The 12838-nt window shown below is 52.9% G+C and carries 13 protein-coding genes; 6 read left to right on the forward strand and 7 right to left on the reverse strand.

All coding sequences use genetic code 11. The features are described 5' to 3' along the window. Positions 1-280 precede the first annotated feature (280 nt). Positions 281-1015, reverse strand: a complete 735-nt coding sequence (locus ABLU80_RS22920; RefSeq protein ID WP_213796142.1) for a hypothetical protein — start codon at positions 1013-1015, stop codon at positions 281-283. A 142-nt stretch (positions 1016-1157) separates the two neighbouring features. Continuing rightward, a complete protein-coding gene (locus ABLU80_RS22925) occupies positions 1158-2084 on the reverse strand; it encodes a LysR family transcriptional regulator (protein WP_032712121.1) in 927 nt (308 codons plus the stop codon). Between the two features lie 89 nt (positions 2085-2173). Between ABLU80_RS22925 and ABLU80_RS22930 the strand changes: the two genes are divergently transcribed. After that, a complete protein-coding gene (locus tag ABLU80_RS22930) occupies positions 2174-3172 on the forward strand; it encodes a bile acid:sodium symporter family protein (RefSeq protein WP_013878163.1) in 999 nt (332 codons plus the stop codon). Here the strand turns inward: ABLU80_RS22930 and ABLU80_RS22935 are convergent. From ABLU80_RS22935 to zipA, 3 genes are all read right to left on the reverse strand, one after another. Then, a complete protein-coding gene (locus tag ABLU80_RS22935; protein WP_013878164.1) occupies positions 3169-3387 on the reverse strand; it encodes a DUF3820 family protein in 219 nt (72 codons plus the stop codon). The two genes, ABLU80_RS22930 and ABLU80_RS22935, sit on opposite strands and share 4 nt — an antisense overlap. A gap of 1 nt (position 3388) precedes the next feature. Further along, a complete protein-coding gene (ligA, locus tag ABLU80_RS22940; protein WP_047056005.1) occupies positions 3389-5404 on the reverse strand; it encodes an NAD-dependent DNA ligase LigA in 2016 nt (671 codons plus the stop codon). 74 nt (positions 5405-5478) lie between these two features. Beyond that, complete coding sequence (gene zipA, locus ABLU80_RS22945; RefSeq protein WP_348850493.1) at positions 5479-6561, reverse strand: cell division protein ZipA; 1083 nt, start codon at positions 6559-6561, stop codon at positions 5479-5481. 230 nt (positions 6562-6791) lie between these two features. Here zipA and cysZ point away from each other — a divergent pair, with 230 nt between their 5' ends. The 5 genes from cysZ (at position 6792) to crr (ending at position 11663) form a co-directional block, all read left to right on the forward strand. Beyond that, on the forward strand, positions 6792-7553 hold the full coding sequence (gene cysZ / locus ABLU80_RS22950) for a sulfate transporter CysZ (protein WP_013878167.1): 762 nt from the start codon (positions 6792-6794) through the stop codon (positions 7551-7553). A 177-nt stretch (positions 7554-7730) separates the two neighbouring features. Next, positions 7731-8702, forward strand: coding sequence for a cysteine synthase A (gene cysK, locus ABLU80_RS22955; RefSeq protein WP_013878168.1), 972 nt, complete (start codon positions 7731-7733; stop codon positions 8700-8702). A gap of 379 nt (positions 8703-9081) precedes the next feature. Continuing rightward, entirely contained in the window at positions 9082-9339 is a 258-nt protein-coding gene (gene ptsH / locus ABLU80_RS22960) for a phosphocarrier protein Hpr (RefSeq protein WP_000487600.1), read from the forward strand. A gap of 44 nt (positions 9340-9383) precedes the next feature. After that, entirely contained in the window at positions 9384-11111 is a 1728-nt protein-coding gene (gene ptsI, locus ABLU80_RS22965) for a phosphoenolpyruvate-protein phosphotransferase PtsI (protein WP_047080741.1), read from the forward strand. Between the two features lie 42 nt (positions 11112-11153). After that, the gene (crr, locus tag ABLU80_RS22970) at positions 11154-11663 is read left to right on the forward strand and encodes a PTS glucose transporter subunit IIA (RefSeq protein WP_015365497.1); all 510 of its coding nucleotides are present in this window, start codon (positions 11154-11156) and stop codon (positions 11661-11663) included. Positions 11664-11705: 42 nt separating this feature from the next. Here the strand turns inward: crr and ABLU80_RS22975 are convergent, their stop codons facing one another. Beyond that, complete coding sequence (locus ABLU80_RS22975; RefSeq protein WP_032712125.1) at positions 11706-11933, reverse strand: hypothetical protein; 228 nt, start codon at positions 11931-11933, stop codon at positions 11706-11708. 2 nt (positions 11934-11935) lie between these two features. Further along, entirely contained in the window at positions 11936-12799 is an 864-nt protein-coding gene (pdxK, locus tag ABLU80_RS22980; protein ID WP_020078203.1) for a pyridoxine/pyridoxal/pyridoxamine kinase, read from the reverse strand. Between the last annotated feature and the right edge of the window lie 39 nt (positions 12800-12838).

A 12838-nucleotide genomic window follows, 5' to 3' on the forward strand; every position in this document is an offset into this window, starting at 1 on the left:
GCAGTTGACTTTTAATCAATTGGTCGCAGGTTCGAATCCTGCACGACCCACCAATGTAAAAAGGCGCCCTAAAGGCGCCTTTTTGCTATGCGTAGAACTTTAAGATTCGACAAAATTGTCAGGAACAATTTTGCACAACGCGAAAGCGTTGGCCCAAAGGGCGAGTCTCAGGATGAGACGAGTTTCCCTGCAGCAGGTTCGGGTCGAACGCAGTGAGACAACGGAGCCGCTTGCGACGACCGCCCGTATAGCGGCCAGTACACGTTACGGCAGCAATTCCTTAGCTAAAGGTAAAGCGTTTTCTTCTTTCCGGATACCGGTCGAATATGATTTTATATTTTTTGTCATCTTTATTTTTAATTTCAATCAATGTAACGCTTCCATCAGGATCATATAAAATATGCTCTCCTTCTTCTTGATAGCTTCCATAGACATCCACGTAGTTTATCTCTTCGTTAAGTCGGCCAATTGCGGGGCCTGACTGATTATACCGTTTGCACTTTATTAATTTTTTATTGACATTGCACATTTCAGACTTAACATAGAGATTGTCATAATTTCCAAATACATAATATTTAATCCTCCCATTAAGGTAGAAGAAAAACCTGTTTTCTTTATCTGGAGTATAATTATAAGCAAGATACACTTTGTTCCCCCCCATCTCTTTAAAGCCTTTTGGCGCGCCGCCATAAGCGTACTCCGAAACGTAAAGCTTACTTATCTCTTCATTTTGATAACATTTATCATCTTGATTAAATACGATATTATTTATTCTCTTGATCTCACTATCATTTCCAAAGTAGGAAACAGAAGCACACGCATGTTTCTTCACCATCAGCGGCTTACCTTTCCTATTCAGCAATAACTCCTTTACCTCTCCCTTACTATAGAACAGGTAGTTATTATTCCCTGCATTTATCAATAAGCCCAAAGATTGATATTTATTCTCGGCAGCGCATATTGGCAATAAAAATAAACAACCCATCAAAAATGTGAATATTTTTATCGATTGCATTATACCCTCTAATTATTTTTAATTAACATCCACCCCGAAACAAATAAATACGGTGATTATGTCATTGCTATATTTAAAACCTGAGAGCAATATAAGCTTTTAATTTTTAAATGTCATATAACTCTGTGTAGCACCGTTCGCTTTAGCGCTGATAAAGCGGGTCCTCGACCCTGGCTGATGTCAGGTTTGCCCCCTCTTCACGCACGATTTCCCATAGCGCCTGCGCCGCGGTCGACAGAGAGCGATTTTTACGCTGCGCCAGCATCAATTGGCGCTCCACAACAGGGGTTAATCTTTTTACCTGCAAACGGCTGCCCTGCGGCAAGGGTAAAGCCAGCGCCGGCAGTACGCTAATACCAATCCCCGATTCCACCATCGGGAACAGCGTCGCCGGATGACCAATTTCCTGCACAATATCGGCTTTGATGGCAAAACGCGCCAGCGCGGCATCAATCAGCGGCCGGCTGCCGGAAGCATAGTCCTGCAATACCAGCCTCTCCCCTTGCAACTCCTGCCAGTTGACCGATAACTGCCGGGAAAAACGGTGATCCTCACGACATAACAACAGAAAAGGTTCCGCCAACACGGACTCGCACTGCAAGTCTGCCGCCGTCCCCGGATCGATAACGATACCAAAATCAACCTCGCCCTGACGGATACTTTCCAGCACCCACTGCTGCGGCCTGTCATGCAGTACGAAATCAATATCCGGATAGCGGCGATTGCTATGAGCGATGCATTGCGGGATCAGATGCGCCGAGATGGTCTGGCTGGCGGCGACGCGCACGGTCCCCGTCAACTGCTGCCCTACCCGCCCCGCTTCACGCAGGGTCACATGGAGTTCATCAAGCAAACGCTCAAGCTTGCCCGCCAACTGATGGCCTGCTTCGGTGAGCACCACTTCACGCGTCGTTCTGTCGAGCAAACGTACGCCGGTCTGATGCTCCAGCTCCTTAACGCTATGGCTCACTGCCGACTGGCTAAGACCAATAATTTCCCCGGCACGGCTAAAACTGCGCGCCCTGGCGACGGTGACAAAGACCTTTAACTGACGTAACGAGTAATTCATCTGTTTTATTCATGAATAGATGCAATAAATCAATTTTATTTCTCAAAACAAAGAAAGCACAATAGCGGCATCGAATTTCAGGAGCGTTTATGAAACTTTTCCGCATTCTTGATCCATTTACACTGACATTGATTACCGTGGTTCTGCTGGCCTCGTTCTTTCCGGCGCGCGGCGAATTCGTCCCTTTCGTCGAGCATCTCACCACCGCCGCCATCGCGCTGTTATTCTTTATGCACGGCGCCAAGCTGTCGCGTGAAGCAATTATCGCCGGTGGCAGCCACTGGCGTTTACACCTGTGGGTGATGTGCAGCACCTTTATTGTTTTTCCGGTTCTGGGGGTTCTGTTTGCGTGGTGGGCGCCGATTAAGGTCGACCCGATGCTCTATAGCGGTTTTATTTACCTTTGTATCTTACCGGCGACCGTACAGTCAGCAATTGCCTTTACTTCGCTCGCCGGCGGTAACGTCGCCGCGGCGGTCTGTTCCGCTTCAGCATCAAGTCTGCTCGGTATTTTTGTTTCGCCATTGCTGGTAGGGCTGCTAATGCATTTGCATGGCGCTGGCGGCGATCTGGAACAGGTCGGTAAGATTATGCTGCAGCTGCTGCTGCCGTTTGTTCTTGGACACTTGTCGCGCCCGTGGATCGGTAGCTGGGTGGCGAAACATAAAAAATGGATTGGCAAAACCGACCAGACCTCGATCTTGCTGGTGGTCTACTCCGCCTTCAGCGAAGCCGTCGTCAATGGAATCTGGCATAAAGTGGGCGTAGGCTCGCTGTTGTTTATCGTCGTTGTCAGCCTGGTGCTGTTGGCTATTGTCATCGCGATCAACGTTTTTGTCGCCCGCCGCTGCGGCTTTAGCAAGCCGGATGAAATTACCATCGTCTTCTGCGGCTCGAAAAAGAGCCTGGCGAACGGGATACCGATGGCGAATATCCTGTTCCCGGCATCGATTCTGGGGATAATGGTGCTGCCGCTAATGATCTTCCATCAGATCCAACTGATGGTCTGCGCTGTACTGGCTCGTCGCTATAAAGCGCAAACAGACGCCCAACAGGCGCAGGAGAAATCCCGCGCTACGGCAGGTTAACGCGGTTGTTTAAGGGGCTGCACCAGTTGCGTCAGCCCCTCGGTCTTGATTAATAAGGTCAACGCCATCAGCTCGCCGAGATGCCCGGCAGGGAATTGATCCTTACGGGCAAACCACAGCAAATACTCTTCCGGGACGTCGATCAAACGGCGCCCCTTATATTTGCCAAACGGCATCTCGGTATTAGCAATCTCGATGAGCTGTGCTTTATCCACGTTATTCTCCCAGCAGGCGCATCATTTCGGCTTCGTCGATAACCTCAATGCCTAACTCCTGCGCCTTCGCAAGCTTAGAGCCCGCCGCTTCGCCGGCGATCACCAGATCGGTTTTCTTCGACACGCTGCCGGCGACTTTCGCCCCCAGCGCGACCAGCCGCGCTTTGGCATCATCGCGCGACAGCTGGCTCAGGCTACCGGTTAATACCACGGTTTTACCAGCAAACGGACTGTCAATTTCTTCCGCCTTCACCACCACCGGCGCCGGCCAGCGAACGCCTTCAGCGCGCAGTTGCGCGATGACCTCGCGGTTGCTCTCTTCGGCGAAGAAGTTAAAAGTATGTGTGGCGACGACAATCCCGACGTCAGGCACCTTCTGCAGCTCCTCAATTGAAGCCTGTTCCAGCGCTTCAATAGTGCCAAAATGCGCCGCCAGTCCCGCGGCGGTCGCCTCACCGACTTCGCGAATACCTAACGCATACAGGAAGCGGGCGAAAGTCGTCTCTTTCGCTTTCTCCAGCGCGTTGACCACATTTTGCGCCGATTTCGGTCCCATGCGATCCAGCCCGGTAAGCTTACCGGCGCTGAGGCGGAACAGATCGGCTGGCGTATGGACGTACTCTTTCTCAACCAGCTGATCGATGATTTTATCGCCCATACCGTCGACATCCAGCGCCCGTCGGGAGACAAAGTGCTTCAGCGCTTCTTTACGCTGTGCGCCGCAGATAAGTCCGCCGGTACAGCGCGCCACCGCTTCCCCTTCCACCCGTTCAACATCGGAATGACATACCGGACAATGTGTAGGGAAGATGATTTCACGCGTATGTTCCGGGCGTTCGGAAAGCACCACGTTGACGACCTGCGGGATCACATCCCCCGCGCGGCGAATGACCACTTTGTCGCCAATACGCAGACCTAAACGTTCGATTTCGTCGGCGTTATGCAGGGTGGCGTTACTGACCAGCACCCCGGCCACGTGCACCGGTTCAAGGCGCGCTACCGGCGTAATCGCTCCGGTACGCCCCACCTGGAATTCCACATCGTTGACAAAAGTCATCTGCTCCTGGGCCGGGAATTTAAAGGCCACCGCCCAGCGAGGAGCGCGGGCGACGAAACCAAGCTGTTCCTGCAGCGCCAGCGAATCGACTTTAATCACCACGCCGTCAATATCAAAACCTAGATGCGGACGGTCTTCTTCAACCTGGCGATAGTAAGTAAGCACTTCCTCTGGAGAATGACACAGCTTCACGCGGTCGCTCACCGGCAATCCCCACTGCTTAAACTGCTGCAAACGCCCAGAGTGGCTGGCCGGTAGTTCGCCGCCTTCCAGCACGCCAACGCCGTAGCAGAAGAAGGTAAGCGGTCGCTTCGCGGTAATACGCGGATCCAGCTGGCGCAACGAACCCGCGGCGGCATTGCGCGGGTTAGCAAATACTTTGCCACCGGTGCGGCGCGCTTCTTCATTGATTTTTTCAAATCCGGCCTGCGGCAGGAACACTTCTCCGCGCACTTCCAGCCGCGCCGGGATATTGTCGCCGCGTAGCTTCAGCGGAATAGCGCGAATGGTTCGCACGTTGGAGGTAATATCCTCGCCGGTGGTGCCATCGCCACGGGTCGCCGCCTGCATCAGCACGCCGTTTTCATAAAGGATACTGACCGCCAGGCCATCGAGCTTGAGCTCGCAGCACCAGGTCAGATCCGCCGTATCGCTTAAACGGTCCTGCACGCGTTTGTTAAAGGCGAGGAAACTCTCTTCATCAAAGACGTTATCCAGCGACAGCATGGGCACTTCATGGCGAATCTGGCTGAAAGAGGCCAATGGCGCCGCGCCAACGCGTTGGGTCGGCGAGTCAGGGGTAATCAGCTCAGGATGTTGCGCTTCGAGTTCGCGCAGTTCGCGCATCAGCCGGTCATATTCCGCATCGGGAATCTCCGGGGTGTCCATAACATGATACAGATATTCATGATGGCGAAGGGTGGTTCGCAGTTCAGTCAGTTTTTGTTCGATTGGTTCCATATCGCACCATCAATGATAAAAAACCCCCGACGGGCGGGGGTTCAGATTAAGCAGACGACACGCTAGCGCGTAGATCAGGCGTTAGCCTCTTTTACTTCGCGAATACGATCCTGGTACTCACGCAGTTTCTGCGGCGTCATCATCCGACGCTGGTCGTCAAGCACCACGCCGCCAACTTCATCGGCGATGTACTGCGCCGATTGCAGCATCAGTTTAAAGTTTTGCAGCTCGTCGCCAAACGACGGCACCTGCATAAAGATAGTCACGCCTGGCGTGGTCATATCCACCATCGCATCCGGATTGAAGGTGCCAGGTTTAACCATGTTCGCCAGGCTGAACAATACCTGTCCGCTACCGTCCGGGCTTAAATGACGATGGAAAATATTCATATCGCCAAACTTAAAGCCGGCCTGCTGGATGCTGTTGATCAGCAGTTCGCCATTAAGCTGCGAACCGTGATGCGCGGCGACGTTCATCACGATGACCGTCTCTTTGCGCTCTTTCGGCTGCGGCGCAGCGGCCGGCTGCAGAGGTTCAGCGGCTGGCGCTTCAGGGGCCGGTTGCGGCTGCGGCGCGGCAGGCTGTTGAACCGGCGCAGGTTGTTGAGCAACAGGTTGTGGGACTGGCGCCGACTGTTGAGCTACAGGCTGCTGCGGCGCAGGCTGCACCGGCTGCTGATATTGCGGCGGTACCGGCTGCGGCTGATGGACCGGCTGCGCTGGATGTACCGGCTGAGCAGGGGCAACATGATGCGGCGGCTGGGCCTGCGGCTGCGGAGCAACAGGCTGCTGCGGGCGCGGCGCGTGCGACGGCGCCTGATGAACCGGCTCGTCCTGACGCACAGGCTGCTGCACCTGACGCTCATAAGGAGGCTGATACTGGTGTTGCGGCGCCTGACGAGGTGCTTCTTGCTCCCCATATGCGCCGTTCGGGGCGTGATTAACCCGGTGAACGCGAACTTCACCTACGCCTTCAACATCGTCATCAAAGTCATCGCCTTCCGATGTTTCATCGTCGCGAGACTTCATACGTTTCAGTGGGCGATCGCGGAACATCGAGGAACGCTCTTTACGGCTGGTCCAGAAACCATGTACCAGTAAAGCGATTATGGCGATCGCGCCAACAATGATTAATATCAGACGCAAATCCTGCATCATTATATTCTCTGTTGTTCTAACACCTTGCCACCACGGCAAACATTTACTCACTAAGAGTATTTGCCGATTACATCAAGTGCAAGTGCGTCTGCCCCTTTCACCCCATAAAGATGAACTAAATCGTGCTTTTTGCTGTTTTTTCGAACATTTCCTAACTGGTTATTGTCTGACAACCCGATAAAATAAGCGGGCATTCACACTGAATGTTAAAAAAGGAGCATCGCCTGACTATGGTTTCATCATCCGCAACTACCCCACGTAGCGGCGTCTACTATTTTTCACAAGGCTGGAAACTCATCAGGCTGCCAGGGATCCGACGTTTCGTGTTCCTGCCTTTATTAGTTAACGTGATTCTGATGGGCGGCGCGTTCTGGTGGCTGTTTACCCGCCTCGATAGCTGGATCCCTTCATTAATGAGCCATGTGCCTGAATGGCTTCAGTGGTTAAACTACCTGCTGTGGCCGGTGGCGGTTATCTCTATTTTGTTGGTATTTGGTTACTTCTTTTCGACCATCGCCAACTGGATTGCCGCGCCGTTTAGCGGCCTGCTGGCGGAACAGCTCGAAGCGCGACTGACCGGCGCGACGCCGCCCGACGTTGGCATATTCGGCATCATGAAAGATGTCCCGCGCATCATGAAACGCGAATGGCAAAAGTTTGCCTGGTACCTGCCGCGCGCCATCGTTCTGTTACTGCTGTACTTTATCCCCGGCATTGGCCAAACCGTCGCGCCGGTACTGTGGTTCTTGTTTAGCGCCTGGATGCTGGCCATTCAGTATTGCGACTATCCGTTCGATAACCATAAAGTGCCGTTTAAAACCATGCGCGAGGCGCTGCGTTCGCGGAAGGTCATCAACATGCAGTTTGGCGCGCTGACCAGCCTGTTCACCATGATCCCGGTTCTCAACCTGGTTATTCTGCCAGTCGCTATCTGCGGCGCGACGGCGATGTGGGTGGATTGCTATCGCGATAAGCACGCGATGTGGAAATAGTGCGCTTAGCTCTCTCTTTCGGGGCGGTTCACGCCGCCCCTTATTTCCGTCTTATTCCTTCTTGCTCATCATTATTTCCCTTCAGCATATAGATATGCTAAATCCTTACTTCCGGATATTGTTTAAGCGGGTATGCTGAAGCCGTACCCCCAAATTTCATACAGTTAAGGACGGGCCATGAGTAAGATTTTTGAAGACAACTCCCTGACAATCGGTCATACGCCGCTGGTACGACTGAACCGCATCGGTAATGGCCGAATCCTGGCCAAGGTAGAATCTCGTAACCCGAGCTTTAGCGTTAAATGCCGTATCGGCGCCAATATGATTTGGGATGCTGAAAAGCGCGGCGTACTGAAACCGGGTGTGGAACTGGTTGAACCAACCAGCGGCAACACCGGTATCGCCCTCGCCTACGTCGCCGCCGCTCGCGGCTACAAACTGACGCTGACCATGCCGGAAACCATGAGCGTGGAACGCCGCAAGCTGCTGAAAGCGCTGGGCGCTAATCTGGTGCTGACCGAAGGCGCGAAAGGCATGAAAGGCGCCATCCAGAAGGCGGAAGAGATTGTCGCCAGCGACCCGGAAAAATATCTGCTGCTGCAGCAGTTCAGTAACCCGGCTAACCCGGAAATTCACGAAAAGACCACCGGCCCGGAAATCTGGGAAGACACCGATGGCCAGGTTGACGTCTTTATCTCCGGCGTCGGTACCGGCGGTACCCTGACCGGTGTTTCTCGTTATATTAAAGGCACTAAAGGTAAAAAAGATCTGATTACCGTCGCCGTTGAGCCGACCGACTCGCCTGTTATCGCCCAGGCGCTGGCTGGTGAAGAGCTGAAACCTGGCCCGCACAAAATTCAGGGCATCGGCGCCGGCTTTATCCCGGGCAACCTCGACCTGAAACTGGTCGATAAAGTGGTCGCCATCACCAACGAAGAAGCCATCTCCACCGCTCGTCGCCTGATGGAAGAAGAAGGTATTCTGGCCGGTATCTCTTCCGGCGCTGCTGTCGCCGCGGCGTTAAAGCTGCAGGAAGATGAAGCCTTTACCAATAAGAATATTGTGGTTATCCTACCGTCTTCCGGTGAGCGTTATTTAAGCACGGCGCTGTTCGCAGATCTCTTCACCGAGAAAGAATTGCAACAGTAGTGCCAGTTTGTAAAAACCGTGTAAAAAAGCACCTTTTCGGGTGCTTTTTTGTGGCATACGTCAAAGTTTTACCCCTCCTGGCATTGATTCACCTCGTAGGGTCTGGTATTTAACCAGCACATTTATTTTGAAGCGCGAAATTATTCAGATTTGGATTTCCGCAGGCTGAATCGATTTTATGATTTGGTTCAAGTCTTCCTTTCGCGGCATAATGTTTAATGAAGTGCTAGACGTCAACGGACTTAAGGTCCTCTCAGCGGTTCCGCTGCTGACGCCTTAGCCACACACGTAACGCCGGCGCTAACAATACAGGCTAAAGTTTGGTCGTTAGGCTAGACTTTAGGTCCACAACACTAAACCTATAAGTTGGGGAAATATAATGTTCCAGCAAGAAGTTACCATTACCGCTCCGAACGGTCTGCACACCCGCCCTGCTGCTCAGTTTGTTAAAGAAGCGAAAGGCTTCACTTCTGAGATCACTGTAACCTCCAACGGCAAAAGCGCCAGCGCAAAAAGCCTGTTCAAACTGCAAACTCTGGGCCTGACTCAGGGTACCGTTGTGACCATCTCCGCTGAAGGCGAAGATGAGCAAAAAGCAGTTGAGCATCTGGTTAAACTGATGGCTGAACTCGAGTAAGTTCACGGGTTCTTTTTAATATCAGTCACAAGTAAGGTAGGGTTATGATTTCAGGCATTTTAGCATCCCCGGGTATCGCTTTCGGCAAGGCTCTCCTGCTGAAAGAAGATGAAATTGTCATCGACCGGAAGAAAATTTCTGCCGATAAGGTTGATCAGGAAGTTGAACGTTTCCTGAACGGCCGCACCAAGGCCTCCGCCCAGCTGGAGGTCATCAAAACCAAAGCTGGTGAAACTTTCGGTGAAGAAAAAGAAGCCATCTTCGAAGGGCATATTATGCTGCTGGAAGATGAGGAGCTTGAGCAGGAAATCATAGCCCTGATTAAAGATAAGCACATGACTGCCGATGCGGCAGCCAATGAAGTTATCGAAGGTCAGGCAACTGCACTGGAAGAGCTGGATGACGAATACCTGAAAGAGCGTGCCGCTGACGTACGCGATATCGGTAAACGTCTGCTGCGCAACATTCTGGGCCTGGCAATCATCGATCTGAGCGCTATCGCGGAAGAAGTCATCCTCGTTGCCGCCGATCTGACCCCGTCGGAAACCGCACAGCTGAACCTGAACAAGGTGCTGGGTTTCATCACCGACGCGGGCGGCCGTACTTCCCACACCTCTATCATGGCGCGCTCCCTTGAGCTGCCGGCAATTGTCGGTACCGGAAGCGTCACCTCCCAGGTGAAAAACGGCGACTATCTGATTCTCGATGCGGTTAACAACCAGGTTCTGGTTAACCCGAGCAACGAAAAAATTGAAGAGCTGCGTGCGCTGCAGGCGCAGGTTGCTGAAGAAAAAGCGGAACTGGCGAAACTGAAAGATCTGCCGGCCATCACCCTCGACGGTCATCAGGTTGAAGTTTGCGCTAACATCGGTACCGTTCGCGACGTAGACGGCGCTGAGCGCAACGGCGCGGAAGGCGTGGGCCTGTACCGTACCGAATTCCTGTTCATGGACCGCGATTCTCTGCCGACTGAAGAAGAACAGTTCGCAGCCTATAAAGCGGTGGCTGAAGCGTGCGGCTCACAGGCCGTTATCGTTCGCACCATGGACATCGGCGGCGATAAAGAGCTGCCGTACATGAACTTCCCGAAAGAAGAGAACCCGTTCCTCGGCTGGCGTGCCGTGCGTATCGCGATGGATCGTAAAGAGATCCTCCGCGACCAGGTTCGCGCTATCCTGCGTGCCTCCGCTTTCGGTAAGCTGCGCATCATGTTCCCGATGATCATCTCTGTTGAAGAAGTGCGCGCACTGAAGAAAGAGATTGAGAACTACAAACAGGAACTGCGTGACGAAGGTAAAGCTTTTGACGAATCAATTGAGATCGGCGTGATGGTGGAAACCCCGGCAGCCGCGACTATTGCTCGTCATTTAGCCAAAGAAGTTGATTTCTTTAGTATCGGAACCAATGATTTAACGCAATATACTCTGGCAGTTGACCGTGGTAATGATATGATCTCGCATCTTTACCAGCCGATGTCACCGTCTGTGCTGACTCTGATCAAGCAAGTTATTGATGCTTCTCATGCAGAAGGCAAATGGACTGGTATGTGTGGTGAGCTTGCGGGCGATGAACGTGCTACACTTCTGTTGCTGGGTATGGGGCTGGACGAATTCTCTATGAGCGCCATTTCCATCCCGCGCATCAAGAAGATTATTCGTAACACGAACTTCGAAGATGCGAAAGTATTAGCAGAGCAGGCTCTTGCTCAACCGACAACGGACGAGTTAATGACGCTGGTTAACAAGTTCATTGAAGAAAAAACAATCTGCTAATCCACGAGATGCGCGGCCCAAATTACTGCTTAGGAGAAGATCATGGGTTTGTTCGATAAACTGAAATCTCTGGTTTCTGATGACAAAAAAGACACCGGAACTATTGAGATTGTTGCTCCGCTCTCTGGCGAGATCGTCAACATCGAAGACGTGCCGGATGTGGTTTTTGCGGAGAAAATTGTGGGTGATGGCATTGCCATCAAACCTACTGGCAACAAAATGGTTGCGCCGGTAGAGGGTACCATCGGTAAAATTTTTGAAACCAACCATGCTTTCTCTATTGAATCCGATAGCGGCATTGAGCTGTTTGTTCACTTCGGTATCGATACCGTTGAACTGAAAGGCGAAGGCTTCAAGCGCATCGCTGAAGAAGGTCAGCGCGTGAAAGTCGGCGACCCGGTTATCGAATTCGATCTGCCGCTGCTGGAAGAAAAAGCCAAGTCTACCCTGACTCCGGTTGTTATCTCCAACATGGATGAGATCAAAGAGCTGATCAAACTGTCCGGTAGCGTCACCGTTGGTGAAACTCCGGTTATCCGCATCAAGAAGTAATTCTTGCTTGCCGAGAAAATGGCGCCTGAAGGCGCCATTTTTTTATGCTGGGCGGTAGCATTTTTCACTCGCCAGGATTTTCATCCCCTGCGGGCTACTTTCCAGAATCCGCCGTTCGCTATCCGCAACCCATAGCTCGCACTGGTAGCCAGGATCGCTTTCAAACAACGACCTCGCCCTACAGGCATCTTCCAGCGCGTTCATTCCCGTTGTCTCGAAATGGCCGACGGTTCTTCCCTCCCTGCGTACCACTAACCGATAGCTATGCATCGTTATTGCGCTCCAGACGGCGGTAAAATAAGTTCATCGCAGCCCTGACTCTCGGTCCAGGTCATTACCGCCAGCACGCGCTGAGCGGCGGCGCGCGTAGCGTCTCCCAACGGCATGTCGCGCACCAGGTTGCTGATGAGCTCGGCGCAGAACAGGTCGCCGGTGCCTTTGAGGTCGGTTTCGACGCGAGGATGGACGACCACTTCGACCGCGTCGTCGGTGACCACCAGCACGTTAATAGTCGAAGCATCCGGTCCAGGCGCGCTGGTAATCACCACCCACTTTAGCGTATCGGAAAGCAGACTTCGCGCGGCGACCACCGCTTCCTGCTGGTTGTGGCACGGCATGCCGCTGAGGGTTTCGAGCTCGAACAGATTTGGTGTGATACCCCGCGCCAGCGGCAATAGATGGCGGCGATAAGCCTCGGGGATCTCCGCTTTTACGTAAATGCCGCTATCCACGTCGCCAATCACCGGGTCAACCAGAATACAGAGGTCGGGATGGTGCACGCGGATCCGCTGCAGCCACTGCGCCAGCAGCGCAATTTGCCCGGCGCTGCCCATATAGCCGGTGGTTACCGCCCGCAGCTCGCGAAGCGCATCACGCTCCTCCAGCGCCCGCAGATAGCCGCTAAACCACTCTTCCGGGATCACTCCACCGTAGAAAGTATCGTAATGTGGGGTATTGCTGAATAACACCGTCGGCACCGCCATCACCCGTAATTCATGCTGCTTGATTGCCGGTACCGCGATACTGTTGCCGACGCTGCCGTATACCACCTGCGATTGCACCGCCACAATATCAACCTCCAGCGCCCGGCTGTGGTCGTTAAAGAGCACGGACTGTATTTCGTCTTGCTGACTCATCCTTTCTCCCCCCGCTGGACAGCGGGTCATACTCTGATT

The organism is Klebsiella sp. CN_Kp104 (genome assembly GCF_040064515.1).
GTDB lineage: Bacteria > Pseudomonadota > Gammaproteobacteria > Enterobacterales > Enterobacteriaceae > Klebsiella > Klebsiella aerogenes.

Coding starts and splice junctions, on each gene's coding strand:
- ABLU80_RS22920 (WP_213796142.1), bottom strand. CDS start 1,015: ATGCAATCGATAAAAATATTCACATTTTTGATGGGTTGTTTATTTTTA.
- zipA (WP_348850493.1), bottom strand. CDS start 6,561: ATGATGCAGGATTTGCGTCTGATATTAATCATTGTTGGCGCGATCGCC.
- crr (WP_015365497.1), top strand. CDS start 11,154: ATGGGTTTGTTCGATAAACTGAAATCTCTGGTTTCTGATGACAAAAAA.
- ptsH (WP_000487600.1), top strand. CDS start 9,082: ATGTTCCAGCAAGAAGTTACCATTACCGCTCCGAACGGTCTGCACACC.
- ABLU80_RS22930 (WP_013878163.1), top strand. CDS start 2,174: ATGAAACTTTTCCGCATTCTTGATCCATTTACACTGACATTGATTACC.
- ABLU80_RS22975 (WP_032712125.1), bottom strand. CDS start 11,933: ATGCATAGCTATCGGTTAGTGGTACGCAGGGAGGGAAGAACCGTCGGC.
- cysZ (WP_013878167.1), top strand. CDS start 6,792: ATGGTTTCATCATCCGCAACTACCCCACGTAGCGGCGTCTACTATTTT.
- pdxK (WP_020078203.1), bottom strand. CDS start 12,799: ATGAGTCAGCAAGACGAAATACAGTCCGTGCTCTTTAACGACCACAGC.
- ligA (WP_047056005.1), bottom strand. CDS start 5,404: ATGGAACCAATCGAACAAAAACTGACTGAACTGCGAACCACCCTTCGC.
- ABLU80_RS22925 (WP_032712121.1), bottom strand. CDS start 2,084: ATGAATTACTCGTTACGTCAGTTAAAGGTCTTTGTCACCGTCGCCAGG.
- cysK (WP_013878168.1), top strand. CDS start 7,731: ATGAGTAAGATTTTTGAAGACAACTCCCTGACAATCGGTCATACGCCG.
- ptsI (WP_047080741.1), top strand. CDS start 9,384: ATGATTTCAGGCATTTTAGCATCCCCGGGTATCGCTTTCGGCAAGGCT.